The following is a 23,867-nucleotide window of genomic DNA, read 5'->3' on the forward strand; positions in this document are numbered from 1 at the left end:
ACTCATGATGAACCCTTTTTCATGGCTCCAGATGACAAACATGATCTCATATCAGGGACTTGTTCGCACCTTCCCTAAATTTTGTAGGTTGGGGCTGAACGAAGTGAAGCCCAACGTTTACCGAGAAAGCTAAATTCGTTTTTTTATTTTATATGGTCAAAGTTCATCTTGTTTGGGAAGTCATAAATCCCGTTTGTTGGGCTTCGCTGCGCTCAGCGCCAACCTACAACACATCCCAAGCCGATTATTCTCGACCCGATTCACTATCAATGGCCCAATTTGGCCCTATCCATCCTGCCGCAATGTGGCGATGGATGGAGGAGTAAGGCCAATCGACCGGTTTGGCACAATAACCATGTTTGACCGGATTGAAGTGGATGTAATCGACATGGGTTTGCAGATCCTTGTCATCCCGGATCAAATGTTCCCAATAACGGCGTTGCCAGATACCGCTTTCCCGTTTTCTGAGTCGGCTCTCCCGTATCCGCTCTGTTTTGGCGAGCCTTCGTGAGAAGCCTGCCTTGATCAGAGACCAGCGCATGGGATAGTCATTGTCATCCGGCGGTAGTTGCCAAATGGCATGGAGATGATCCGGCATCACCACCATGGCAATAATCTCGAAGGGGTGTTGCTGTTTGACGTGGCGAATTACTTCGCGCAGCAGGTCGATATGACGTACCAGCAGATCCTGCTTTCGGTCAGCCAGGTTGACGGTGAAGAACCAACTTGCCCCGCTGGTTGTTGCTCGGCGATAGCGCATGGCCCTCCTTTCCGGTATTGGGATGAAATATCAGATCTGTTCGGTTGCACCGAATTGACACCAACTGACCGAGGGCTCGAGTGTTGGGCTTCGCTGCGTTCAGCACCAACCTACAAATTGCATAAATTCTATCAAAGCCCACGCTACCGCCCCTGGATTACAGCTTCCAATGCGCTCCATCGACCAGCGGGCGGGGCCCGGATGGTGCGGTAGGCGCCGAATGGCCAGCATATGCCCAAGCCTCATACGCAAACCAGTCAAAAAGTGACGCAACCATCAGGAAGATCTGCGTTTTTTGCGCCAGCTCAACAATTGTAGGGGCTGAGCGGGGAGGCCGGGGCGGGGGCTGGGATGGGGTATTTGGCGAGCCGGGGCGCTTTTTGTTGTCACGGGGCGGGGGGACTATAGTGCAGCGAGGCGAGGGTGCCTCGTTTGGCCCGCGTGAGTTGGGGCTAACCACAATGGATAGATGGATGGGAGTTTGTCATATGAAGCGGATCCTGATGGTGTTGAGTCTGTGTTTGACGGTGTTGGGCATGGGAATGGGGGTGGCCCAGGGCGCGACCCCTGGCGCGCAGCAGGAGTGCGAGGCCCAGGCAGCGGCCAAAAAACTGGCGGGGGCCGCCAAGACCAGCTTTGTGGGCAAGTGCGTCAAGGATGCCTCCGCCAGCGCCAAGGCGAGCCAGTGTGAGAAGGCGGCCGCCGACAAGAAGCTGGCCGGGGCTGCCAAGAACAGCTTTATCCAGAAGTGCGTGAAGACGGACGGGGCCGCTGACAAGGCGACCCAGTGCGAGAAGGCGGCGGCGGACAAGAAGCTCGCCGGGGCGGCCAAGAACAGCTTCGTGCAAAAGTGCGTCAAGACCACCTGAACCCTTGGGGGCCAGGAGTGAGCGCCTTGGGAAGATCGTCGCCCGAGGGAGGAGAGGGGCCATCGGCCCCTCTCTTGTTGTGGTGCCAGAACCGGATTGACGTGACCCCGGCGCGCCTCAGCAAGGGCTGCGAACGACGCGTTGATGAGGGACAGCAGGCGGAGCTTCACTCCGCCTCTTTTTTGATTAAATAAATATCCATTTAAAAACAATGCCTTGCTGGCTTTTTATGGGCTTTTTATGGGCTTTTTTTCAGGCTTTTTCAATTTGTCGGAAATCTTTTCTCCCCGGCGCCGGTTCTATTGGACGTAGCCGGATGACATGCGCCGGAGACATCACTCTCGACAATAAGGAATAGGGACATGAACGTGAAAAAGAGTACTGCCATCGCCTCTGCCATGACGGGTCTGCTGGCCCTGGGTGCCCAGTTCATCGCCGCGCCAGTCATGGCGGCGGACGACAAGGAGAAGTGCTACGGCGTGGTCAAGGCGGGCAAGAACGATTGCGCCAGCAAGGGCGGCTCCTGCGCCGGTACCGCCAAGATGGATGCCCAGGGGGATGCCTTCGTGGTGGTGCCCAAGGGCCTGTGCGAGAAGCTGGCGGGCGGGTCGCTGCAACCCAAGTAAGCCCCATGCCATGGTGTGGCACCCGCCGCACCATGGCCCCTTCCTCTGAGGGAGCCCTGCCATGAACCCACTGATCGGTATAGGTTTACGTCCCCCCCACTACGACGAGATCCGCCAGACCCTGCCCGCAGTCGGCTGGCTCGAGGTGCACAGCGAAAACTACTTCGAGCGCCACAGCAAGGGCTTCGAGGTGCTGGCCGAACTCGCCGCACACTACCCCGTCAGCCTGCACGGGGTCGGCATGTCGCTGGGCTCTGCCGACTCGCTCGATCCCGCCCACCTGCGCAAGCTGGCGGCTCTGGTGGCGACCATCTCACCGGTGCGGGTCTCCGAGCACCTGAGCTGGGGCAGCATCGGCGGGCGCTATTTCAACGATCTGCTGCCCATGCCCTACACCCGTGAGGCCCTCTCGCACATGAGCGACAAGGTTGACAGGGTGCAGCAGGCGCTGGGCCGGCAACTGCTCATCGAGAATCCCTCCTCCTATCTGCAACTGCCCGGGGAGATGGGGGAAGCGGCGTTTCTGGCCGAGCTGGCGCGGCGCAGCGGCTGCGGCGTCCTGCTCGATCTCAACAACCTCCATGTCAGCAGCGTCAATCACGGCTTCGACTGCGCCGACTACCTGGCCGCCATCGACCTCGAGACGGTCGGGGAGATCCACCTGGCCGGTTTTACCGACAAGGTGTTGCCACAGGGGCACCTCTATATCGATACCCACAGCACTCCGGTGGCGCCCCCCGTGTGGGAACTCTATCGGCAGGTCTGCCAGCCGCGCGCCATCCCCACCCTGATCGAGTGGGATCAGGACATTCCACCGCTGCCGGTGCTGCTGGGGGAGGCCGGGCGTGCCGACGCCATACTGAGCGCGGCGCAGCGAAGCTCCCGGGAGGCCGCCCATGTCTGAGCTGGCCTCCCTGCAAAGCTGCTTTGCGAGCGGCCTGCTCGGCGAGGATGACACCATCCTGGCGCACCTCCAGCCGGGGCGTTTTCCTGCCGACGCCGTGCTGCAGATCTATCGCAACAACGTCATCCTCGGCCTCACCGAGGTGCTCGCCAGCAGTTATCCCGCCGTCAAGGCCATGGTGGGAGAAGCGTTCTTTGCCGCCGCCGCCCGGGGATTCGTGCTGGCCGAGCCCCTGCGGGAGGGGAGCGTCATGCACTATGGGGAGGGCTTCGGCGACTGGCTCACCCGCCTGCCGACCACCCGGGCCCTGCCCTGGCTCGGGGAGCTGGCCCGCTTCGAGTGGCTGCTGGAGCGCGCCTCCCTGCTGGCGCCCGAGTCCAGGCGCTGGCCTGCCGAGCGACTCGCCGGCCTCTCTCCTGCACAGTGGGAGCAACTGGTGCTGCACCCTGCCTGCGATCTGTTGCTGCTAGAGAGCCGCCACCCCGTGCTGGCGCTCTGGCAGATGGCCCTGCACGGCGGGGAGACGGTCAGCGAGCTGGGTGCCCCGAGCTGGCTGGCGCTCAAGAAACGGCTCGGTCACAGGGTGGACCCCATCCCCCTGGATGCAACCTCCTGGCGATTGCTGCAAGGCTGCCAGCAGGGCAGGTCGCTGGCCAGCCTGCTGGTCCGGGAGCCGGCCATGGCCGAACACCTGGCCCCCCTCATCACCCTCGATCTGCTGGTCGATCTGGAGCTTGCCCCATGACAACACAGACTCTCTCCAAGCCGCTTGGCCTCTTTGCCGAGCGCATCCTGCCCTGGTGCAGCGGCGCCCTGCTGCTGCTGGCCAGGCTCTGGGTCGCCGCCGTCTTCCTGCGATCCGGCTGGCTCAAGTTCACGGCCTGGGACTCCACCCTCTACCTGTTCGAGTTCGAGTATCAGGTGCCCCTGCTGCCCTGGCAGTGGGCGGCCTACGCGGGCACCGCGACCGAGCTGCTGCTGCCGCTGTTCCTGCTGGCGGGCCTTTTCACCCGCCCGGTCGCCTTGCTGCTGTTTGGCTTCAACGCCATGGCGGTCATCTCCTATCCCGCCCTGTGGGCGGGGGGCTTTCACGATCACCAGCTGTGGGGCTGGATGCTGCTGACCCTGGCGGTGTGGGGCGCAGGCCCCCTGGCGCTGGACAGCTGGCGCCTTGCCAGGGGGCGTCGCGGCCATTAATGTGGGTGCCAAATGAGTGATGGTTGGCCCCTCTTGTCATGGTGACAGGGGCAAAGAGCCCCGTCATGCCACCCGAGGAGAGAAAGATGATGGTTCGCGAGGCCCTGGCTGCCGATATTCCCGCCCTGGTGCGGCTGCGCATGGCACTGTTTTGCGAGGTGGGGGAGCTTGATGACCCGCTGGCGGATGCGGCGCTGTGGCAGGCGACCCAGGCCTATTTCAGCGCGGCGCAGGCGGATGGCAGCGCCCGCTCCTGGCTGGTGGAGGTCGAGGGCGAAGCGGTGGCGTGCGGCACCCTGGCCCTCTTCGTGCGACCGCCCTATCCGGGCAACCTGGCGGGGCACGAGGCCTATCTGCTCAACATGTACACCCGGCCTGCCTGGCGCAAGCGGGGCATGGCGAGCGCCTTGCTCGACGCCATGGCGCGCCATGCCCGGGAACAGCAACTCGGCAAGCTGTGGCTGCACGCCAGCGACGAGGGACGCCCGCTCTACGAGCGGCTCGGTTTCGTGGCCAATCCGGCCTGCCTGGAGTGGTGCCCGGCGCCCTGAGCGAGGCGCAGTGATCCGGAGAGGATTCTGCTACGTATTGGCAGCCCTTGGCGGCCTAGTCGCTTTTCTCTGCACTGCGCGCCCCCATGATCCAACGTCATCTGACCACTCATATCGAGGTTGGCGGGGCCGATACAGTCAGTGGGGTCAGGCTGTGGTGCCGATCCGGATCGTCAACGAGGTAGGAGTGTCATGTTCAATCACAAACTCAAGGCGCAGTTGCTGGCCTGTCAGACCCGGCTCGATGAGCAGCAGAGTGTCGTTGAGGCGATCAAGGATGGCGCCGCGACCATCATCTTCAGCCCGGACGGGGAGATCCTGGAGGTCAGCGAGCCCTTCCTGAGCCTGATGGGGTATGGCGCGAGCGAGCTGCTGGGGCGCCACCACCGCCTGCTCTGCCCCGAAGGCTGGACCGGCTCCACCGACTATCAGCAGTTCTGGCGCCGCCTCGCCCAGGGGGAGGCGCAGTCCGGCACCTTCGAGCGGGTCAACCGGCAGGGGGAGACGCGCTGGCTGGAGGCGAGCTATTTCCCGGTGAAGACCCAGGGCAGGGTGACCCGGGTAGTGAAGATGGCCAGCGATGTGACGGCCCGACATCAGCGGCTGCAACACATGGAGGCGCTGTCCCAGGCGCTGGACCGCTCCCGGGCCATGATAGAGTTCACCCCGAGCGGCGAGATCATCAGCGCCAACGCCAACTTCCTCGACACCATGGGCTATCGCCTGAGCGAGCTGGCGGGCAAGCATCACAGGATGTTCTGTGACGAGGCCTTCCTGCGCGAGCAGCCCACATTCTGGGAGGAGCTGGCCCGTGGCCAGTTCAAGTCAGGCCTCTTCATGCGCCACAACAGCCGGGGAGAGCCCGTCTGGCTGGAGGCCACCTACAACCCTATCCGGGACCAGCGCGGCAAGGTGGTCAGGGTCGTCAAGTTTGCCAGCGACATCACGGCCCGCATCGAGCAGAACAATGCCACCCGGGAAGCGGCCCGGCTCGCCCACAGCACAGCGCAGGAGACCCTTGGCAGCGCCGAAGCCGGGGCCGAGCTGCTGCGCGCCGTGGTCGATACCTCTTCCCTCATTGCCGCCCAAGTGGATGCGGCCATCGCCCTCATCGGTCAGCTCAACGAGCAGTCCAGGAGTATCGAGGCCATCGTCTCGACCATCAGCGCCATCGCCGATCAGACCAACCTGCTGGCCCTCAACGCGGCCATCGAGGCGGCGCGGGCGGGGGAGCAGGGACGGGGCTTTGCGGTGGTGGCCGACGAGGTGCGTCAACTGGCGGCTCGCACTTCCCTCTCCACCGGCGAGATAGCCAAGGTGGTGCAGAAGAACCGCGAGCTGACCGCCAGGGTGACCGACGACATGGCCGGGGTGGCGGGCAGCGCCGAACTCGGCAAGCAGCAAATCAGCGAGGTGGACAAGCTGATGAGCGACATCCACCGGGAGGCGAGCCGGGTTTCGCAGACGGTCTCGGCACTCTCCATCTGAGTCGTCGTCCCTGACGACACCGTCTGGCTAGATCGCCAAAAGAGTGAGCGAACGAGCACTCAAGCTGAACCTTGGCTGTACGACCCCGTCCTTGTGAATTGTGGCGCCCCGCCGCCTTGTTTAGGCTGCCGCCTCTTTTTTCAATGAGCAGGTAGAGAACAATGGCAGTACGACAGAAAGGCAGGGCCCTGGCCCTGCTGCTGGGGACGGTGGCGAGCATGGGGCTCGGCGGTTGCATGGGGCAGATGGGCCTCTCCTCCATGGTGACCAAGGGCAACCTCAGCGTGGTGGACAATCGCTACGGTCGTGCCGGTGTCTTCGTCCTGCTCTCCCCCGTCTATGGTTTGGCGGCGACGGCGGATCTGTTCGTGTTCAACACCATCGAATTCTGGTCTGGCAAGAACCCGATCACCGGCAAGTCCCCGGCGCTGGTGGATCACAAGGCCGATGCGGTGATCAAGGTCAACCAGCATCTGGATCCGGCCCTCAACAAGGTGCCGCTCGCCATGCTGCCGCAAGGGGTGCGCGAGGTGAAGGTGAGCTACCCCGACGAGCGCACGGCCCAGATGGAGATCCACTACATCGACGGCCATCGCGACATGATGCGGGGGGAGATGCGCGGCGAACTGCTGGAGATCTATCTGGACGACAAGCTGGTCTCGACCCTGACCCGCCAGCAGTTGGACGAAACGGCAAGCTCAGGTAAGGCTGACGTTTAAGTTCCTCAGGATCCTGATCTTTTCTTCTCTGGAAAGGGTATACATAAGCTGCTGGCAAGATCGCCATGACGTCCAAGGAAGCAGGTTATGACGGTGAGGGGTTTGCGATTGGCAGAGTTGATTGGTTCCCTTAGTCATGCTCTGGACATGACGGAGGGTCAACCCAGAGGGCACTGCATCCGCTGTTGCTGGATAGGTTCTCGTCTGGGGGAGCGGCTGGGACTGGATGCCCGGCAACGCCACGATCTCTACTACACGCTCCTGCTCAAGGATCTGGGTTGCAGCAGCAATGCCGCCCGTATCTGCGAGCTCTACCTCACCGACGATCTTCACTTCAAGCGCGACTTCAAGCTGGTGGATGGCTCCCTCTCCGAGGTGGTCAACTTCGTGTTGGGTCACACCGGCTTGCAGACGGACCTGCTGGGGCGCTTTCGCAGCCTGTTCCATATCTTTCGCAACGGCGATCAGATAGCCAACGAACTTATCCAGACCCGCTGTCATCGGGGGGCGGACATCGCTCGCCAGCTGCGCTTCAGTGACGAGGTGGCCGCAGGCATTCTCTCCCTCGATGAACACTGGAACGGCAAGGGGCGGCCACTGCAACTGGCTGGCGAGAGGATCCCTCTCTTCTCCCGCATTGCCCTGCTCTGCCAGGTGGTCGATGTGTTTCACGCCGCCGCAGGGCCGGATGCTGCGCTCAGGGAGCTGCGCGAGCGCAGCGGCAGCTGGTTTGATCCCGCCCTGGTCAGCGAATTTGAAGCGCTTGCCGACGACGATTTCTGGCAAGGGCTGACCGACCCCAGGCTGACCGAGTGGGTCTTCGACCACCCGGCCGGTCAGGGGGAGGTAGCGCTGGATGAGGATTATCTGGACGAGATAGCGGCGGCCTTCGGTCAGGTGGTGGACTCCAAGAGTCCATACACCGCGGGCCACAGCGGCAGGGTCGCGCTCTATACCGACATCATTGCCGCTCAGATGGGGCTGTCTGAATCGAGGCGGCGATGGCTCAAACGGGGTGCCCTGCTCCATGACGTGGGCAAGCTTGGGGTGAGCAACGCCATTCTCGACAAACCGGACAAGCTCAATGCGCAGGAGTGGGCCGCGGTGCAGATGCATGCCGCCTATACCGAGGAGATCCTGAGCCGGATTGGCGCCTTCGAGGAGCTGGCGCAAGTGGCGGGGGCCCATCATGAACGCCTGGATGGCAAGGGGTATCCAAAGGGGCTCAGCGCTGCGGACATCGCGCTCGAGACGCGCATCATCACCACTGCCGACATCTTCGATGCCATTACCGCCAAGCGTCCCTATCGCGGGGCCATCCCGGTGCCCCAGGCGCTGGAGATGATGGCCGAGCATCTGGGCACCGCCATCGATCCCGACTGTTTCGCCGCCCTGCAGGCGGGGATCCGGGATTTTTCCATCTACCTCAGCCCCGAGCAGCCGCTGGCGCAGGCCGGTTAAGGCCTTTAGCGCCGTCATGGCCAAGCGGCCAGATGCAAAGACAGACACACCCCGCATTGCGGGGTGTGTTGTTTTGAGGCGCTGGCTGCGGGGAGTATTACCAGCCCAAGCAGGGGACAGGCTGGCGAGCAGCTACTGATGGCTTTAGCTCGGCAGAGTGACGCGGGCGAGCGCTGTGTTCGGGCGGCACCATCTCATGTCGGGTCGAGCTTCTTGTGTGGGAGGTCGCAGCGACTGTTACTCCCCCGACAAGAGGCGGATCCGGACCCGCTCGCCGGGGGCAATGGCCGAGTTGGTGGCGCATTCGATCACACAGTTGGCCGCAGGTAGGGCAGAGGGCATGACAGCACTGGCCGGACGGACCAGCAAGCAGCCGTCGGCATCCTGGGTGAGGTAGCCGGGCAGGCAGGTCTCCTCCGCCGGATTGGGAATTGCCTCAAGGGCGCGGGCGAGCAGGTGCAGCGGCGGGTGAGGGGGCTGGGCGTCCCGGATGGGCAGCCGGGCGCAGATGAAGTCGGCGATGGCATCCAGATCCTCAAAACGAAACTGGGGCAGCGTCGTGGCCTGGGGCCGATCGCTGATGAGGGCGACGATGTCCGGGTCATCCGGGAACAGCAGCGGCCGGCCGATGGCGCCGCGGTGCAGCTCAATCTTGGGAAAATGGCGATGCTTGAACCCCTCGATCAGCAGCAGATCGAGCTGGTCCCGGTCGAAACGGGCCAGCAGCGCCTCCAGAGTGGGCTCGCCCTCCGGGGTCTCGCAGATCAGGGCGTGGCGCCGGTCGGAGGCCGCCATCACCTGCCGGGCTCCCGCCTGGCGCAGGCGATGGCTGTCTTTGCCGGGCTTGTCCATGTCGAAGTCGTGATGGGTATGCTTGAGCACCCCGAGCCGCAGGCCACGCTGGCCGAGCAGGGGGATGAGCCGCTCCAGCAAGGTGGTCTTGCCGGTACCGCTCCAGGCGACGAAGCCGAGCAGGGGGAGGGGACTCATGGCGTGTCTCCGCCCGCCAGCAGCCTCGCCTCGTAGGCGGCGAGCTCGGCCGGGCTGTTGAGATTGATGAAGGCATCCGGCGCATCGGCAAAGGGCACCACCGTCATCCGGTGGCGGGCAAACCAGGCCCCGGTCTTGCGCTCTCCCTCTGCCAGCGCCCGTTGCAGGGAGGGCAGTAGGCTGCGGTGCAGCAGGGCGACCACGGGTTGCAGGTGCTGGCCGTCGTGGGCCACCACCAGCTCGCTCTGCGGCGTCATGGCGGCGCGAAAACGGGCCATCAGATCCCGTGGCAGGGCGGGGCCATCACAGGGCACGAACAGCACCCAGTCGTGGCGGGCGGCGGCAAGGCCAGCCTGCATGCCCGCCAGCGGCCCCTGAAAGTCGGCCTGCGCGTCGCCGATGACGGGGGCCAGCGCCCGGTAGCGCTCCTCGCTGCGGTTGGCGTTGATCAGCACCTCGTCCACCTGGGGGCGCAGGCGCTCGAGCACGTGGACTATCAGGGGCTTGCCCGCCAGGGGCACCCAACCCTTGTCGTCGCCCCCCATTCGGGTGGCACGGCCGCCGGCCAGGATCACGGCGGAGACGGGGAAGGGGAGGTCGCTGCGGCTCATGGGGCTCCAGGGGTCTGTGAGGTGATATGGCGCCTGTTCAGCGTCTGCTCTAGCAAGGGCGCTCGCGGCATCGAGTGTCTGCCGATCTTGCGCCAAGCGCCCCGCCGGGGCAAGCCCGGCGGCCATGAGCCCGGCAGGAGAGGGGGCTTTGGCCGCAGGGTATGCCCAAGCTCACAAAACCGAATTCCCAAACGTCATATGATCCCCTGCAATCTGAGTCTTGCTCTCCTGCCTAATGGCAACATCATGTAAATCAAAGAGAATGACTATGGCTACCGGACAATATCTGCTGTGGAAAGACGCACAGGGAGAGGATTTTCGCCCCGTTGCACTGACAGGCACCGATCTGCTCAACGATCGCAATCTCAACAAGGGCACCGCCTTCACCGAACAGGAGCGGGCCGATTTCGAGCTCGACGGTCTGCTGCCGCCCCAGGTGCAGACCTTCGAAGCCCAGCTGGAGCGGGTCTATCAGGGCTTTTTGAGCGCCTGCAGCGACATCGAGAAGTACCAGAATCTGCGGGCCTTGCAGGATCGCAACGAGACCCTGTTCTACGCCCTGCTGTCGCGCCACGTGGAGGAGATGACCCCCTATATCTATACCCCGACCGTGGGCAAGGCCTGTCAGGAGTTCAGCCACCGCTTCCAGAAGCCGCGCGGCCTCTACATCACCCCGAAGAACGTCGATGACATGGGCTCCCTCGCCCGCCACATGGACGCCAAGGCGGTGCGCATCATAGTGGTCACCGACAGCCAGGGGATCCTCGGCATCGGCGATCAGGGGGTGGGGGGCATGGGCATCCCCATCGGCAAGCTCTCCCTCTATACCCTGGGGGCCGGGATCCATCCCGCCTGCTGCCTGCCCATAGCGCTGGACGTGGGTACCGACAACCAGGCGCTGCTGGATGACCCCATGTACCTGGGTCAGCCCCACAAGCGTATTCGCGGCAAGGAGTATGACGACTTCATCGACAAGTTCGTGGCCGGGGTCAAGCGTCACTTCCCCAACGCCGTCTTGCAGTGGGAGGACTTCAGCAAGTCCAACGCCTTCAACAACCTCTCCCGCTACCAGCAGACGCTGCCCTCGTTCAACGACGACATCCAGGGCACAGGGGCCGTGGTGCTGGCGGGCATCATAGGGGCGGTCAAGTCCAAGGGCGAGACCCTGGGCCAGCAGCACTACCTGGTCTATGGCGCCGGGGCCGGCGGGGTCGGGGTGGCGGATCAGATCTGCGCCGGGATGATCCGCGAGGGGCTGGACCCGCAGGCGGCGCGGGATCGCATCTACATCCTGGATACCCAGGGGCTGGTGTGCGACAACCGCGAGGGGCTGGATGAATACAAGCGCCGCTACGCCAAGCCGGGCCTGCTGCTGGCCCAGTGGGATCTGCAGGGCAAGGCGGGGCTTACCGAGGTGCTGCGCCACGTGCCCATCAGCGTGCTGCTCGGCACCAGCGGGGCCGGTGGCGCCTTCCAGGAGGAGCACATCCAGCTGATGCTGGCCCACTGCGAGCGCCCCATGGTGTTCCCCCTCTCCAACCCCACCGCCAACTGCGAGGCGCTGCCGGAGGACATCTTCCGCTGGAGCCAGGGCCGCGCCATAGTCGCCACCGGCAGCCCGTTCAAGGACGTGCACCATGAGGGACAGACGTTCCGGGTCGGGCAGGGCAACAACGTCTTCATCTTCCCGGGGGTGGGGCTGGCCGCCATCGTCAGCCAGCTTCGCGAGATAAGCCCGGAGATCTTCACCACCGCCGCCTTCGCGCTGGCCGAATGCGTGGATGAGGCGGATCTGGCCCGGGGCACCGTCTACCCGCGGATCAGCGAGCTGCGCAGCATCTCGGTGCACGTGGCGACAGCGGTGCTCAAAGACATAGTGCGCAAGGATCCTTCCCACCCGCTCATCGGCCAGGATCTGCAGCAGCACCTCCTGAGCCACATGTGGGAGCCTGTCTATCTGCCCTACCGCCGGGTCTGACGGGGTGTCGAAAAACTCGACGGGGTGGCGCCAGCCACCCCGTTTTTTTGTGTCCACCGACCACAGCGGGACCATGGTCGGTGGATGCTGCACTTTTTTGAACCCAGCTCCCGACGCAGGCGCAGGGGGATGGCCCGGGCTGAAAACCTTGTCATCACACCCGGTCAGAAAAACGATTGGCGTCGGCCACAAAAGTGCGTAAAATCGCATACTCGATGCTTGTAGCAACGAATCCCGCCTAAAAAGCCAGTTTCATGCCCTCCCCAAGCAGTAAAAGGTAACACATGACGCCAACAGGCTCATTTCATGCCTTGAAAAAGTCTTGTGATAACTGAAAAGTGTCAATTATCCCTGTCAGTTATCAAAAAATTAAGGATACCCATGTTTTCCTTGGTCAAGCAAAGTGTCGCCGGGCTGCAAATTCTGTTTGTCGCCTTCGGTGCCATGGTTCTGGTGCCCCTGCTCACCGGATTGAACCCCTCCATGGCCCTGCTTGGCGCCGGTGTAGGCACCCTGTTGTTCCAGCTCTGCACCCGTCGCCAGGTGCCGATCTTCCTCGGCTCCAGCTTCGCCTTCATCGCCCCCATCATCTATGCCACCCAGACCTGGGGCCTGCCCTCCACCATGTTCGGTCTGTTTGCCGCCGGCTTCATGTACTTCATCCTGGCGGCCCTCATTCGCGTGCGGGGCATGGGTTTCGTGCACAAGCTGCTGCCCCCCGTGGTGATTGGTCCGGTGATCATGGTGATCGGCCTGTCGGTGGCCCAGGTGGCCTGCAACATGGCCATGGGCCGTGCCGGAGCCGAGCAGGTGGTGGCTCCTGCCACTGCGCTGACCCTGGCGGGGATCTCGCTCGCTGTCACGCTGATTGCGGCCGTGTTCTGCAAGGGATGGATCAAGCTCATCCCCATCCTCTCCGGCGTCGTCGCCGGTTATGTGGCCGCGGTGCTGATGGGTCAGGTGAGTTTCGAGGGCATGGTCAATGCCCCCTGGCTGGCGCTGCCCCACTTCGAGACCCCGGAGATCAACTGGGCTGCCGCCCTCTTCATGCTGCCGGTGGCCATCGCCCCCTGCATCGAGCACATCGGTGGCGTACTGGCCATCGGCGGTGTGACCGGGCAGGACTACACCAAGAACCCGGGCCTGCACCGCACCCTGGCCGGTGACGGCATCGGCGTCTGCTTCGCCGGTTTCATCGGTGGCCCTCCCGTCACCACCTATGCAGAAGTGACCGGCGCCGTGATGATCACCCGCAACTTCAACCCGGTCACCATGACCTGGGCTGCGGTGTTCGCCATCATTCTGGCCTTCTTTGGCAAGTTCAACGCCCTGCTCACCTCCATCCCCATGCCGGTGATGGGTGGCATCATGCTGCTGCTGTTCGGATCCATCGCCGCCATCGGTCTTAAGACCCTGGTGGAGTCCAAGGTGGATCTGGGGCTGTCCCGCAACATCGCCATCGTGGCCGTGACCCTGACAGTAGGTGTCGGCGCGCTGGAGATGAAGATAGGTGACTTCGCCCTGGCCGGTGTCGGCCTGGCCTCGGTGGCCGCGATCCTGCTAAACCTCATTCTGCCCCAGCACTCCGAAGAGGGTGCGATGGAGTCGGCCAAGGACTGAGTGACGACCCGTCAGCCACTGCAATGGCAAGAGGCCACCCCAGGGTGGCCTCTTGCTTTTGTCGCTCCCGGTCGGAGGGCCTTGACTCATCGAGGCTCGGCCTGGCGTCTACAATCAGGGACGTTGTTCACAGTCAAGGAGACGAACATGAAGACGAGATGGATCCTGGCCCTGCTTGGGCTCATCTGGGGGGGCGCGGCCCAGGCCGGTGCGGTGCGCTACCAGGTCGATGGTCAACCCTTCGAGGGCTATTACCTGGCCGCCGCCGACAAACAGGCGCCCCTGGTGGTGCTGGTTCACGACTGGGACGGGCTCAACGACTACGAGATCAAGCGGGCCGAGATGCTGGTGACGCTCGGTTACAGCGTGTTCGCGGTGGACTTGTTCGGTGCAGGGATCAGGCCGACCGCCATGGAGGAGAAGAAGAAGCTGACCGGGGCGCTTTATCAGGACAGGGCCAAGATGCGCAAGCTGTTGCAGGCAGGGCTCGCCGAGGCGGGCAAACAGGGAGGGCGGCTCGACAAGGCGGTGGCGCTCGGCTACTGCTTTGGCGGCGCCGCCGTGCTGGAGCTGGCCCGCAGCGGCGCCAGCCTCAAGGGGATTGTCAGCGTGCATGGGGGGCTGGAGACCCCGGCCGGACAGGACTACAAGCAGACCCGGGCCAGCTTGCTGATCCAGCATGGCAGCGCGGATCAGGCGGTGTCGCTCGGCCAGTTCGCGGCCCTCATCACCGAGCTGGAGAGCGCCGGGGTGAAACATGAGGCGACCAGCTATAGCGGCGCCCCCCATGCCTTCAGCGTCTTTGGCTCGGACAATTACCGCAGCGATGCCGATGCCAAGTCCTGGCGGCGCTTCACCGAGTTTCTCGGCGAGGTGACCAAGGGGTAGGGCGGTGAGCGGCGGCGGGCAAGGGGTCATGCCATTCACCTGTCGCGGGGCCCCACTCCTTGCTGGCCGGGTCAGCAGAAGTTCAGTGGCGCTGGTTATACTGACGCGATGAGGGACTTGCATCTGGCCAGAGCCATGCTCCGGATGTTGAACACAAATAACGGGTCACCGGGATAGTCCTGACTCGATTCTGGATCGGCAGAGGGCCCGTCAGCCCCCGCACATGAGATACGAAGGAGTAATGACATGCGTCTATGGACTCATATTCTGGCCGTTCTGCTGTTGGTTGGCTGTGCGAAGGGCGATACCCCCGCCGAGCAGCGCAGCCACATTCAACAGATGCGCCAGCAGACCCTCTCCACCCTGTATGGGCAGGATGGGGGCACCAGACAGGAGGTGGCAAGATCCAAGGGGTATGCCGTCTTCACCAATGTGAACAACAACCTGCTGGTACTGAGCGCCGGCAGTGGCTATGGGGTGCTTCGTGACAACCGCACCGGTCGTGACACCTACATGAAGATGGCGACCGCCGGGATGGGAATCGGCATGGGGATCAAGAAGTTCCAGGCCGTGATCATCTTCAACGACGCCGCCGCGCTGGATCGCTTCATCACCACGGGCTTCGATGCCAGTGCCCAGGCGGATCTGGCCGCCAAATCGGCGGAGGATGGCAAGGTGGTGGTCAGCGAGGCGGCCAACGCCGACTTCCAGAAGGTGAAGATGTACCAGCTCACCGAGCAGGGGCTCGCGGCGCAGGCCACCATGCAGGGTTACAAGTACTGGCCGGATGATGAACTCAACGGCACCAGATAACCTCCAACCACAGCTTGTCACTGCGCGGCGCTCATCAGAGCGCCGCGCGCATTTCTGCAGCCTTGAGGCCTGCTAGGCGGGCTTGTCCAGCCTCAGCACCCTCACCCACATGGCCCCTTCCCCCACGGGGTGGCGGGAGGAGAGGCTGAGCTCGCCCGTCTGCGCCGCGATGCGGTGTACGGCCACGCTGCGGGAGCGCTGCCCGGTGGCGATCAGATAGTGGCCGCTGTGGTCGATGGCAAAGCCACGGGGGCAGGATTCGGTCGGGAAGTGGTCAAGCGGGGTCAGGGCACCGTCCTCCTGATCAACACCAAACAGGGTCAGCAGGCTGCTGGTCCGCTCGCTGGTAAAGAGGAAACGGCCGTCCGGGGTCAGATGCAGATCTGCTCCCCAACGCTTTCCCTGATAACCCTCGGGTAGCATGTCCAGGCTCTCCCGCGCGCTGATGCGACCGTCCGCCTCCCTGTGGTAGCGGTTGAGGGTACAGTCGAGCTCATTGAGACAGTAGAGATCCCCGTTGGTCGGGTGCAGGGCTAAGTGACGGGGCCCGGCGCCGGGGGCGGTGTGGATGTCACCCAGGGGATGGGGGCTCAGGTGGCCATCCTCTCCCAGGGTGAAGCGGCGGATGACGTCCTCCTTGAGGCAGGCGACCAGCAGCTCCTGCTCCCCGTTTTGCCCCGCCAGCCAGGTCATCGAATGGGCGGCCATCAGCCGGTCGATGCGCTGGTGGGGTGCCAGCACCCGGCCCCCGTCATCCATGGGCGACACGCTGACGTGGTCGAAGGCGTAGGAGGCGGCGAAGAAGAGGCGCCCCGTCCCATCCGTGCAGGTGTGGGAGGCGCTGCCCGCGAGCGGGGCCGAGGAGGGCGTCCCGAGCCTGCCATGCGCGGTGATGGGGTAGCTCAGCACCCGAAAGTCGGGGCGTACCCCCGCATAGAGCCAGCACCTGTCCGGGCTGATGACCAGGGGCTGCACCTCGCCGCCAGTCTGCACCTCCTGCAGCGGGACCAGCTCGCCGTCCTCGAGTCGAAACACATGGATCAACCCGCTCACCGGGTTGGCGACATAAACGACTTGCTGCATTGCACGCTCCAGAAAAGATGAGGCTGCCCCGTCACGGGGCTGGGAAGAAGGCATGGTCCCATGGATGGCGCCTGTCATCCACTGACGTCTGCGCGCGTCAGGGCCGGCTCAGGATCTCCTGGATGACGGGCACCACGGAGAGGGCCAGCAGGGCCGCCATGGCATGGTTGAACCGGCGGCGGGCGAGGGCGTTGGTCAGCCAGCGCTTGAGCAGGGTGCCGCACAGCAGCCAGAGCCCGACGCAGGGGAAAGAGACGATGAAGAAGGTCAGGGCTATGGTCAGGTTCTGCTGGTGGAAGTCGGCCCCCGCGCTGGTGAAGGCGGCGATGGCGCCGGTGGCGACCACCCAGGCCTTGGCATTGACCCATTGGAACAGGGCGCCCTTGAGGAACCCCAGGGGGCGGGCAGAGGCGTCTCCCGTCACCTCGTCGGCGGAGCGGGCAATCAGCCAGGCAAGATAGAGCAGATAGAGGGTGCCAATGCACTTGATGGCGAAATGCAAACCGGGAAAGAGGGTAAACAGCTGGCCGAAACCCAGCCCGACCAGCAACAGCATCAGGGTGAAGCCGACGCAGATCCCCATGAGCAGCGGCAGGCTCTTGCGTATCCCGAAGTTGGCACCGGCGCTCATCACCATGATGTTGTTCGGCCCCGGGGTGACCGAGGCCGAGATGGCAAAGAGCACCACGGCGTAGAGATAGTCCATTGAGTTCCTCGTGGCTGACAGTCCGTTGTCTTCCCTATATTGGGGGACTGACCCCGCTTTCAAGGTGTGGGAAGGGTAGAAAAAAATCAGGCCCCATGACGGGGCCTGTGCAAGCGGGCGGGATCAGACGGGGTGGTTCCCCGCCGGCGGCAGGGCCGGGCGGGATTCCACCTTCTGCTCATCCCCCTGCATGTTCTTGATGTAGACATCCATCTGGTTGAACGCGATCTCGATGCCATGCTCGCGGAACAGCACGTCGATGCGGCGGTTCAGCTCGTCGATGGCCGGGTTGCGATCCCCGAGTTCACTCACGAAGAAGCGCAGCTCGTGATCCAGGGTGCTGGGGCCGAAGGTGAGGAAGTAGACGATGGGCGCCGGCTCCTTCAACACCCGGCTGTTCTCCATGGCCGCCTGCATCAGCAGGGTGCGGGTCAGCTCCAGATCGGAACCATAGGCCACCCCGACCCGGGCGATGACCCGGGTGACGGTATCGCTCAGGGACCAGTTGATCAGTCGCTCTATCATCAACTGCTGGTTCGGGATGATCACCTCCTTGCGGTCGAAGTCGGTGAGGGTGGTCGAGCGGATCCGGATCTTGTTGACCGTGCCCGAGATGGTGCCGATGGTGACCGTATCCCCGATCCGTACCGGGCGCTCGAACAGGATGATGATGCCCGAGATGAAGTTGGAGACGATCTGTTGCATGCCGAAGCCGATACCGACCGAGAGGCCCGCGGCCAGCCACTGCAGCTTCTCCCATTGGACTCCCAACATGGCCAACGCCGTGAGCGAGCCCATCCCGATCAGCACATAGTTGAGCATGGTGGTGAAGGCGTAGGCGGTGCCCTGGGCGAGGCGCAGCTTGGAGAGCACCAGCACCTCCAGCAGACCGGGCAGGTTGCGGGCCAGCGACAGGGCCGCCCCGAACAGGAACAGGCCGGTCAGCACGTCGCTCAGGCTGATGGGATAGAGCACGGCATTGGCCCCTGTCCCCTCGCTCTTGTGCCACAGCACCACGCTATCGAGGTAGGTGAAGACCGCCACCAGATCGGACCAGAGCCAGTAGAAGGCGACGCCGAACACCACCAACAGCATGATCCGGGTCAGGCGCAGGGACTGCTGGCTGACTTCCTCCAGATCCATGGGCTGCTCTTCGATGGCCTCGCCCCCTTCCGCATCTTCCGAGGACTTGTGCTCGCGCTTGGCGACGGCGCGGCGATAGGCCAGACGGCGGGCCGCCAGCTCCAGACCTCGCAGGGCGGTGCGATAGACCAGGCTCCAGATGATGATGAGGTAGAAGGACTCGATGAGGCGGCCGGTCAGCTTCAGGGCCGTGTAGTAGTAGCCGAGCGCCGCCAGCACCATCAGGGCCACCGGCGCCAGTGCCAGGGCGACCGCCGTCAGGGTCTGCAGCATGCTGGCCTCGCCCTTGATGCGGGCGCGGGAGATAGGCAACACCAGGTAGGCGGTCAGACCCAGCAGCAGCATGGTCAGCGCCTGGCCAATCACGTCGTTGCCCAGCGATGAGGGTTCAACCACCGCCTTGGTCGACAGCATGATGAGGGGCAGCAGGGGCAGCCAGAGGTAACGCATGCTGTTGCGCTTGGCTTGCAGCTCGTCCCGCGGGATGCGGAAGTGGCTCTCGCCGATGCCACCTGGCCGCATCACCGACAGGTAGACGCTGAACACCAGGTAGCCGAGTGCCAGGTTCAGGGTGATCTGGAAGATGAGCTTGGGACTGAGCAGGCCGCAATAGGCGAGCAGCAGGCCGGCGGCCAGGATGAAGAGGGTACCCGGCAGGCGCTGCAATACGGTGTAGAGCAGGGCGCGCGGGGTGTGCCACTGACTGTCCTGGCGGAAACGGCCGAGATCCTTGGTGATCTTCTGCTGGCGCTTGACCAGGGTCGGGCGCTTCCACAGCAGCAGACCGCCGACCAGCAGCAGCGGCAAGGCGAGCAGGGAGACCGCCAGCAGCATGTCGCCCCAACCTTGCCAGTCCGGCTTGAGCACCAGATCGGAGACCTGTTTGTAGGCATGGCTCGGCCAGTTGATGAACCACTTGCCATCGATGGGCTTGTTGCTGCTGACCCAGAAGATGTGTTGTTGCAGGGTGAATTCGATGGAGGCATAGATGCGCGTCAGCTGCTGCTGGGTCAGCTGCAGGCTGATGGCGTTGGTCAGCTGGGCATCCATCTGGCGGTTGAGCTGGTCGAGCAGGCTGATACGGGTGTCGATCAGCTTGGCCAGGCTCGCCTTGTCCTCCTCGCTGACCGTCTCTCTGCTGCTGGCGATCAGGTTGTCAAGGTACTGGGTCTTCTGGAACAGCTGATCCCGCTGCTGGCTCAGTTCGAACTGGGCCAGGTGCAGGTCGGCGATCTGCTCCTCCAGGTTTTTCACCAGGGTGGAGGGGGCGGCCTCCAGTTGCTGGTAGAGCTGGTAGAGGATGCGTGACAGCAGCAGGTTACCCTTGAGCATCTGCACCTGTTCATTGAGGTTGCGCTCGGTCTGGGTGCCACGCTCCAGCCAGCTCTTGGCCTGCAGGTTCTTCTGGGCGAGGGAGTTGAGGTTGGTGGTGGCGCTGATGAGCTGTTGGCTGAGCTGGTGGTTGATCTCCTGCTCTTTTTGCACCAGCGGGTTGTCTTCGGTGGCCACCAGTTCGCCGGTCTGCTCGGCGGTCTTCTCGGTATCGCCGAGGCGCTTGGCACTGCTCTGCTCCTGCAGGGCCTGCAGCTTCTGTTCCTCGTGGGCGAGGCGCGCGCTCTGGTAGTCACGTTGCTTGACCGCCAGATCCTGCATGCTGGTGCGGTTGTCCAGCTCCTTTTGCAGGTTGGCCAGTTGTAGGTCCAGCAACACCAGCTCGGTATTGAGCTTCATCTTCTCGGCGCTGCTCACCCCGTCCCCCGAGTTCAGGCGAGTGCGGATCTCCTGACTGCGTTGATAGGCGCGGCTCATGTTGGCCTGGGCCCGCTCCGGCAGGGTCTGCAGGTTGGTGATCTGGCTGCCGATGGTGCCGAGGGCCTCCTGGGCCTCCTGCATGTTGGCCATGATCTCGGGCTGGCGGTTGTCCAGCTCTGCCAGGCTCATGGTGGCGTATTCGCTCTTGAGTTGCTCCGGACCCTTGTCCAGGGCCAGGGCATCGAGTTTGGCACTGATCTCTTTCAATTCACCGGGCAGGGTGCGTACCCGCTGTGCCAGCGTCTTGGCCTTGGCTTGCTCTTTTTCGATGTTGTCGAGCAGGGCCAGGGTGTCGGTCAGAAATCTCTGGTCCGCCTGCTGGCTGACGGTGAGGGTCTCGGACTTGCCGAGGGCATCGAGCGACCGCTGTACTGTGGTGCGCTGGGGCAGGTCTTGCGCCACGGCTTGCGGGGCACAGAGGCTGATGAGTAAACAGAGCAGCGGCAACAGGGTGGCCGAGGCTCTTCTGAACTGTATTGAGGGCATAAAACGTCCGGGTGATTATGCGAGATTCGGGTGGTTTTCCACTGGGGGAAAATCCGCGTGGATTCTAGCACCGGCTTGAGAGGCGAAGCAGGGGGGAGAGATAAAAAAAACGGCGCCCAAAGGCGCCGCTTTCAATGGTTCAAGACTGATTACAGTACGTGAACGGAGGCGGTGTTGGTGGTACCGCTCGGTACCAGGGCACCGGAAACCATGACGACCACGTCACCCTTCAGACCCATGCCGCTTTGCAGCGCTGCGTCTTTGCCGATGCGATAGAAATCGTCGGTGGAGGCGATGCTGTCAACCACGTGAGCAACCACACCCTTGGTCAGGACCAGCTGGGCAGCAGTCTTCTTGTTGGTGGTGATGGCCAGGATCCAGGCTTTCGGGAAGTACTTGCGAATGGCCTTGGCAGACTTGCCGCCTTCGGTGGCAACCACGATCAGCGGGGCGTCCAGCTTCTCGGAGGTCTCGACCGCACCCTTGCACACGGCTTCGGTGATGCGCAGCTTGTTGCTGTCGTTGGCAGCAGACAGGTTGGACGGCATCACGGCGTCGGTACGCTCGCAGATGGTGGCCATGATGGTCACGGCTTCCAGCGGGTACTTGCCCTTGGCGGATTCGCCAGACAGCATGACGGCGTCGGTACCATCCAGGATGGCGTTCGCCACGTCACCGGCTTCGGCGCGGGTCGGACGCGGGTTCTTGATCATGGAATCCAGCATCTGGGTGGCGGTGATGACCACTTTACGTGCCTTGTTGCACTTGGTGATGATCATCTTCTGGGCGAAGATCACTTCTTCAACCGGAATTTCCACACCCATGTCGCCACGAGCAACCATGATGCCGTCGGAGACAGCCAGGATGTCGTCGAAGTTGTCCAGGCCTTCCTGGTTTTCGATCTTGGAGATGATCTGGATGGCTTCGCCACCATGGGCCTTCAGGTGCTCACGGATTTCCAGCACGTCTTCTTTCTTGCGGATGAAGGAGGCGGCAACGAAGTCCACGCCCTGCTCGCAACCGAAGATCAGGTCACGCTTGTCTTTCTCGGCCAGGGCCGGCAGCTTGATGGAGACGCCCGGCAGGTTGACGCCCTTGTTCTCGCCCAGATCACCGTTGTTCAGCACCTTGCAGATGACTTCACGCTCGGTGATTTCGATGACGTCCAGACCGATCAGGCCGTCATCCACCAGGATGCGGTTGCCGACGCGCAGGTCGTTGGCAAAGCCGGCGTAGGTCACGGCGACCTTGTCTTTGTTGCCAACCACGGTCTGGTCGGTGGTGAAGGTGAAGGTCTGGCCGGCAACCAGAGAGACATCGTTGCCACCTTCCAGCTTCATGGTACGGATTTCCGGACCCTTGGTATCCAGCAGGATGGCTGCGTGCTTGCCGGTCTCGGCCATCACTTCACGCAGGTTGCGGATACGGGTGCCGTGCTCTTCGTAATCACCGTGAGAGAAGTTCAGGCGCATGACGTTCATGCCGGCGTCGAGCATCTTGCCGAGCATTTCTTTGGATTCGGTCTTGGGACCGATGGTGCAGACGATTTTGGTCTTTTTCATGTCAGTCTTCATGGTTAAGGAGTTTCCGCCGTGCAATATACACCAGTTTTTGGATACTTTTTATGATCCAGAAACAACGTTTTGAGCTAAAAGCGCCTCAATTCACAAGATAACGTTTTCGCTCACAGCTGATTTTAGGGGCTAAAATAATTGATTTTCCGCGAGTGAGGCCATTTGGTTCCCATTTCTGGCCTGCTCGTCGTTGCCATCCCATGTTGTTAAATGACAAACAAGAGGGAGGCCTCCGGCGAGGGGGGCAGGGCCCCTTTCCCCTCTGGTCGTCACCCAGTGTAGTCACTGGGCGGCCACTGCGCGGGGCTGGCATCCGGTCGCGACCAGGCGCGTCGCCCGGGCAGGCGACGCGCCTGTTGCACAGGCTTAGCCGAAGAACCAGTAACCGCGGTTGACCAGACGGGTCAGCAGTTGCAGGAAGCCGGCCTGATCGGCGAGGTCCACCATGTCGGCCTGGGTGATGATGTCCTTGTCGCACAAGAGCGAAATGGCGGCCGCATCCTCGCTTGGCAGGGTCCAGGCTTCGCCGTCGATGTAGCAGGTACGGCTCTCGCCGCTGAACCAGACCGAGCGCAGGCCCGGCACCTTGATGGCGGGCTCGCCCTGGGTCAGCAGATCGGCAATCTCTTCGGCGCTGTAGTCTGGCTCCATGGGGCTCACGTCCAGGTCGTGCTTGGCCTCGGAAATCATGGTGCCGAACCACTCCTTGAACAGGGTCTCGTCATCGAGGGCCTGCTGCATCAGCTCCCGCAGGCGATGCAGCTCAAAGGGTTGGATCTCGCCGTGACGAACGCGTGGCTTGAGGTCCGGGTCGCCGTAACGCTCGGTGCGCAGGTCGTTGTCGATCAGGTGATCGGCAAACGAAGAGATAAGCGCCTTGGCGTCCGGTGCCCGGAAGCCCACGGAGAAGTTCAGGGAAGGCTCGATGGCGTAGCCCTCGTGGGGGAATCCGGGCGGGATGTAGAGGATGTCGCCCGGCTCCATGATGGCGTCGATGATCGCCTCGAACGGCTCGCAGTGCAGCAGGGCGGCGTGGGCGGCAAATTCGTTCAAGGGCTTGGCATCGCCGACACGCCAGTGACGCTTGCCCTGGCCCTGGGTGATGAAGACGTCGTAGTTGTCGATGTGGGGGCCGACCCCGCCATGGGGGGTGGAGAAGCTCACCATCACATCGTCAAAGCGCCAGCCGGGGATGAACTGGAACGGCAACGCCAGCTCGTGCACCTCGGGGGCCCAGTGGTTGCAGGCCTGCACCAGCACGGTCCAGTTCTCTTCCCCCAGGTGATCGTAAGACTCGAAGGGGCCGTGAGCGGCTTCCCATTTGCCGTCGAAGCGGGTCACCAGGCGGGATTCGATGACGTCCTCCATGGCCAGGCCCGCCAGCTCGTCCGGGCTGATGGGATCCTGAAAGTCGGTGAAGCCGCCCTTGATGAGGAGCGGGCGTTTCTGCCAGTAATGCTCGAGGAAGTGGGCAATATCCAGATTGAGTTCGTACATAGGTCTTCTCGTCAAAAGGTCAGACAAAGTTAGAGAGGTCTTGCCCAAGGGGGGCGCCGGCCTTGGGCAAGGCCTCTATGGCAAAACAGGT

Annotated in this window: 21 protein-coding genes; 13 read left to right on the forward strand and 8 right to left on the reverse strand. The window is 63.1% G+C overall.

Translation table 11 applies throughout. The annotated features are described in order from the left end of the window. Window positions 1–244: 244 nt before the first annotated feature. The gene (locus PG898_RS11100; protein ID WP_270824215.1) at window positions 245–760 is read right to left on the reverse strand and encodes an REP-associated tyrosine transposase; all 516 of its coding nucleotides are present in this window, start codon (window positions 758–760) and stop codon (window positions 245–247) included. Between the two features lie 488 nt (window positions 761–1,248). Between PG898_RS11100 and PG898_RS11105 the strand changes: the two genes are divergently transcribed. From PG898_RS11105 to PG898_RS11145, 9 genes are all read left to right on the forward strand, one after another. Beyond that, window positions 1,249–1,629, forward strand: coding sequence for a hypothetical protein (locus PG898_RS11105; RefSeq protein WP_042650698.1), 381 nt, complete (start codon window positions 1,249–1,251; stop codon window positions 1,627–1,629). A gap of 362 nt (window positions 1,630–1,991) precedes the next feature. Then, complete coding sequence (locus PG898_RS11110) at window positions 1,992–2,255, forward strand: BufA1 family periplasmic bufferin-type metallophore (protein WP_005328858.1); 264 nt, start codon at window positions 1,992–1,994, stop codon at window positions 2,253–2,255. A 61-nt stretch (window positions 2,256–2,316) separates the two neighbouring features. Beyond that, window positions 2,317–3,159, forward strand: a complete 843-nt coding sequence (bufB, locus tag PG898_RS11115; protein ID WP_270824214.1) for an MNIO family bufferin maturase — start codon at window positions 2,317–2,319, stop codon at window positions 3,157–3,159. Beyond that, entirely contained in the window at window positions 3,152–3,904 is a 753-nt protein-coding gene (locus tag PG898_RS11120) for an HvfC/BufC N-terminal domain-containing protein (RefSeq protein WP_270824213.1), read from the forward strand. Before bufB ends, PG898_RS11120 begins: the two co-directional genes overlap by 8 nt. Next, on the forward strand, window positions 3,901–4,356 hold the full coding sequence (locus PG898_RS11125; RefSeq protein ID WP_042650695.1) for a DoxX family protein: 456 nt from the start codon (window positions 3,901–3,903) through the stop codon (window positions 4,354–4,356). Before PG898_RS11120 ends, PG898_RS11125 begins: the two co-directional genes overlap by 4 nt. Before the next feature lie 86 nt (window positions 4,357–4,442). Further along, window positions 4,443–4,907 carry a GNAT family N-acetyltransferase gene (locus PG898_RS11130; protein ID WP_042650694.1) on the forward strand — a complete coding sequence of 155 codons (465 nt, stop codon included), beginning with the start codon at window positions 4,443–4,445 and terminating at the stop codon, window positions 4,905–4,907. Window positions 4,908–5,099: 192 nt separating this feature from the next. Next, entirely contained in the window at window positions 5,100–6,395 is a 1,296-nt protein-coding gene (locus tag PG898_RS11135) for a methyl-accepting chemotaxis protein (protein ID WP_270824212.1), read from the forward strand. Between the two features lie 161 nt (window positions 6,396–6,556). Beyond that, window positions 6,557–7,114: a DUF3332 domain-containing protein gene (locus tag PG898_RS11140; RefSeq protein WP_226172031.1), complete on the forward strand. Its 558-nt coding sequence runs from the start codon at window positions 6,557–6,559 to the stop codon at window positions 7,112–7,114. 87 nt (window positions 7,115–7,201) lie between these two features. Then, the gene (locus tag PG898_RS11145) at window positions 7,202–8,575 is read left to right on the forward strand and encodes an HD-GYP domain-containing protein (RefSeq protein ID WP_182788244.1); all 1,374 of its coding nucleotides are present in this window, start codon (window positions 7,202–7,204) and stop codon (window positions 8,573–8,575) included. A 237-nt stretch (window positions 8,576–8,812) separates the two neighbouring features. Here the strand turns inward: PG898_RS11145 and mobB are convergent, their stop codons facing one another. Both mobB and mobA read right to left on the reverse strand, forming a co-directional pair. Next, a complete protein-coding gene (mobB, locus tag PG898_RS21355; RefSeq protein WP_043132356.1) occupies window positions 8,813–9,565 on the reverse strand; it encodes a molybdopterin-guanine dinucleotide biosynthesis protein B in 753 nt (250 codons plus the stop codon). Beyond that, a complete protein-coding gene (gene mobA, locus PG898_RS11155) occupies window positions 9,562–10,176 on the reverse strand; it encodes a molybdenum cofactor guanylyltransferase MobA (RefSeq protein WP_270824211.1) in 615 nt (204 codons plus the stop codon). The genes mobB and mobA overlap by 4 nt, the downstream gene beginning before the upstream one ends. Window positions 10,177–10,444: 268 nt before the next feature. On the opposite strand from mobA, the gene PG898_RS11160 reads away from it, so the two are divergent. From PG898_RS11160 to PG898_RS11175, 4 genes are all read left to right on the forward strand, one after another. Further along, the gene (locus tag PG898_RS11160) at window positions 10,445–12,154 is read left to right on the forward strand and encodes an NAD-dependent malic enzyme (RefSeq protein WP_270824210.1); all 1,710 of its coding nucleotides are present in this window, start codon (window positions 10,445–10,447) and stop codon (window positions 12,152–12,154) included. 381 nt (window positions 12,155–12,535) lie between these two features. Then, on the forward strand, window positions 12,536–13,774 hold the full coding sequence (locus PG898_RS11165) for a uracil-xanthine permease family protein (RefSeq protein ID WP_270824209.1): 1,239 nt from the start codon (window positions 12,536–12,538) through the stop codon (window positions 13,772–13,774). Window positions 13,775–13,921: 147 nt separating this feature from the next. After that, complete coding sequence (locus tag PG898_RS11170) at window positions 13,922–14,662, forward strand: dienelactone hydrolase family protein (RefSeq protein WP_270824208.1); 741 nt, start codon at window positions 13,922–13,924, stop codon at window positions 14,660–14,662. Window positions 14,663–14,908: 246 nt separating this feature from the next. After that, the gene (locus PG898_RS11175) at window positions 14,909–15,475 is read left to right on the forward strand and encodes a YSC84-related protein (protein ID WP_042650687.1); all 567 of its coding nucleotides are present in this window, start codon (window positions 14,909–14,911) and stop codon (window positions 15,473–15,475) included. Between the two features lie 72 nt (window positions 15,476–15,547). On the opposite strand, the gene pgl is transcribed toward PG898_RS11175, so the two are convergent. From pgl to PG898_RS11200, 5 genes are all read right to left on the reverse strand, one after another. After that, a complete protein-coding gene (pgl, locus tag PG898_RS11180; RefSeq protein ID WP_043132363.1) occupies window positions 15,548–16,558 on the reverse strand; it encodes a 6-phosphogluconolactonase in 1,011 nt (336 codons plus the stop codon). A gap of 97 nt (window positions 16,559–16,655) precedes the next feature. Next, on the reverse strand, window positions 16,656–17,264 hold the full coding sequence (locus PG898_RS11185; protein ID WP_043132365.1) for a LysE family translocator: 609 nt from the start codon (window positions 17,262–17,264) through the stop codon (window positions 16,656–16,658). A gap of 123 nt (window positions 17,265–17,387) precedes the next feature. After that, on the reverse strand, window positions 17,388–20,705 hold the full coding sequence (gene mscK / locus PG898_RS11190) for a mechanosensitive channel MscK (RefSeq protein WP_043132367.1): 3,318 nt from the start codon (window positions 20,703–20,705) through the stop codon (window positions 17,388–17,390). Window positions 20,706–20,854: 149 nt separating this feature from the next. Further along, on the reverse strand, window positions 20,855–22,267 hold the full coding sequence (gene pykF, locus PG898_RS11195) for a pyruvate kinase PykF (protein ID WP_041205351.1): 1,413 nt from the start codon (window positions 22,265–22,267) through the stop codon (window positions 20,855–20,857). 378 nt (window positions 22,268–22,645) lie between these two features. Beyond that, complete coding sequence (locus tag PG898_RS11200; protein ID WP_042649666.1) at window positions 22,646–23,776, reverse strand: ribosomal protein uL16 3-hydroxylase; 1,131 nt, start codon at window positions 23,774–23,776, stop codon at window positions 22,646–22,648. Window positions 23,777–23,867: the final 91 nt, after the last annotated feature.

It is taken from the genome of Aeromonas sp. QDB31, from assembly GCF_027707605.1.
In the GTDB taxonomy this organism is placed as follows: domain Bacteria; phylum Pseudomonadota; class Gammaproteobacteria; order Enterobacterales; family Aeromonadaceae; genus Aeromonas; species Aeromonas media.

Coding starts and splice junctions, on each gene's coding strand:
- PG898_RS11100 (WP_270824215.1), bottom strand. CDS start 760: ATGCGCTATCGCCGAGCAACAACCAGCGGGGCAAGTTGGTTCTTCACC.
- PG898_RS11105 (WP_042650698.1), top strand. CDS start 1,249: ATGAAGCGGATCCTGATGGTGTTGAGTCTGTGTTTGACGGTGTTGGGC.
- PG898_RS11110 (WP_005328858.1), top strand. CDS start 1,992: ATGAACGTGAAAAAGAGTACTGCCATCGCCTCTGCCATGACGGGTCTG.
- bufB (WP_270824214.1), top strand. CDS start 2,317: ATGAACCCACTGATCGGTATAGGTTTACGTCCCCCCCACTACGACGAG.
- PG898_RS11120 (WP_270824213.1), top strand. CDS start 3,152: ATGTCTGAGCTGGCCTCCCTGCAAAGCTGCTTTGCGAGCGGCCTGCTC.
- PG898_RS11125 (WP_042650695.1), top strand. CDS start 3,901: ATGACAACACAGACTCTCTCCAAGCCGCTTGGCCTCTTTGCCGAGCGC.
- PG898_RS11130 (WP_042650694.1), top strand. CDS start 4,443: ATGATGGTTCGCGAGGCCCTGGCTGCCGATATTCCCGCCCTGGTGCGG.
- PG898_RS11135 (WP_270824212.1), top strand. CDS start 5,100: ATGTTCAATCACAAACTCAAGGCGCAGTTGCTGGCCTGTCAGACCCGG.
- PG898_RS11140 (WP_226172031.1), top strand. CDS start 6,557: ATGGCAGTACGACAGAAAGGCAGGGCCCTGGCCCTGCTGCTGGGGACG.
- PG898_RS11145 (WP_182788244.1), top strand. CDS start 7,202: ATGACGGTGAGGGGTTTGCGATTGGCAGAGTTGATTGGTTCCCTTAGT.
- mobB (WP_043132356.1), bottom strand. CDS start 9,565: ATGAGTCCCCTCCCCCTGCTCGGCTTCGTCGCCTGGAGCGGTACCGGC.
- mobA (WP_270824211.1), bottom strand. CDS start 10,176: ATGAGCCGCAGCGACCTCCCCTTCCCCGTCTCCGCCGTGATCCTGGCC.
- PG898_RS11160 (WP_270824210.1), top strand. CDS start 10,445: ATGGCTACCGGACAATATCTGCTGTGGAAAGACGCACAGGGAGAGGAT.
- PG898_RS11165 (WP_270824209.1), top strand. CDS start 12,536: ATGTTTTCCTTGGTCAAGCAAAGTGTCGCCGGGCTGCAAATTCTGTTT.
- PG898_RS11170 (WP_270824208.1), top strand. CDS start 13,922: ATGAAGACGAGATGGATCCTGGCCCTGCTTGGGCTCATCTGGGGGGGC.
- PG898_RS11175 (WP_042650687.1), top strand. CDS start 14,909: ATGCGTCTATGGACTCATATTCTGGCCGTTCTGCTGTTGGTTGGCTGT.
- pgl (WP_043132363.1), bottom strand. CDS start 16,558: ATGCAGCAAGTCGTTTATGTCGCCAACCCGGTGAGCGGGTTGATCCAT.
- PG898_RS11185 (WP_043132365.1), bottom strand. CDS start 17,264: ATGGACTATCTCTACGCCGTGGTGCTCTTTGCCATCTCGGCCTCGGTC.
- mscK (WP_043132367.1), bottom strand. CDS start 20,705: ATGCCCTCAATACAGTTCAGAAGAGCCTCGGCCACCCTGTTGCCGCTG.
- pykF (WP_041205351.1), bottom strand. CDS start 22,267: ATGAAAAAGACCAAAATCGTCTGCACCATCGGTCCCAAGACCGAATCC.
- PG898_RS11200 (WP_042649666.1), bottom strand. CDS start 23,776: ATGTACGAACTCAATCTGGATATTGCCCACTTCCTCGAGCATTACTGG.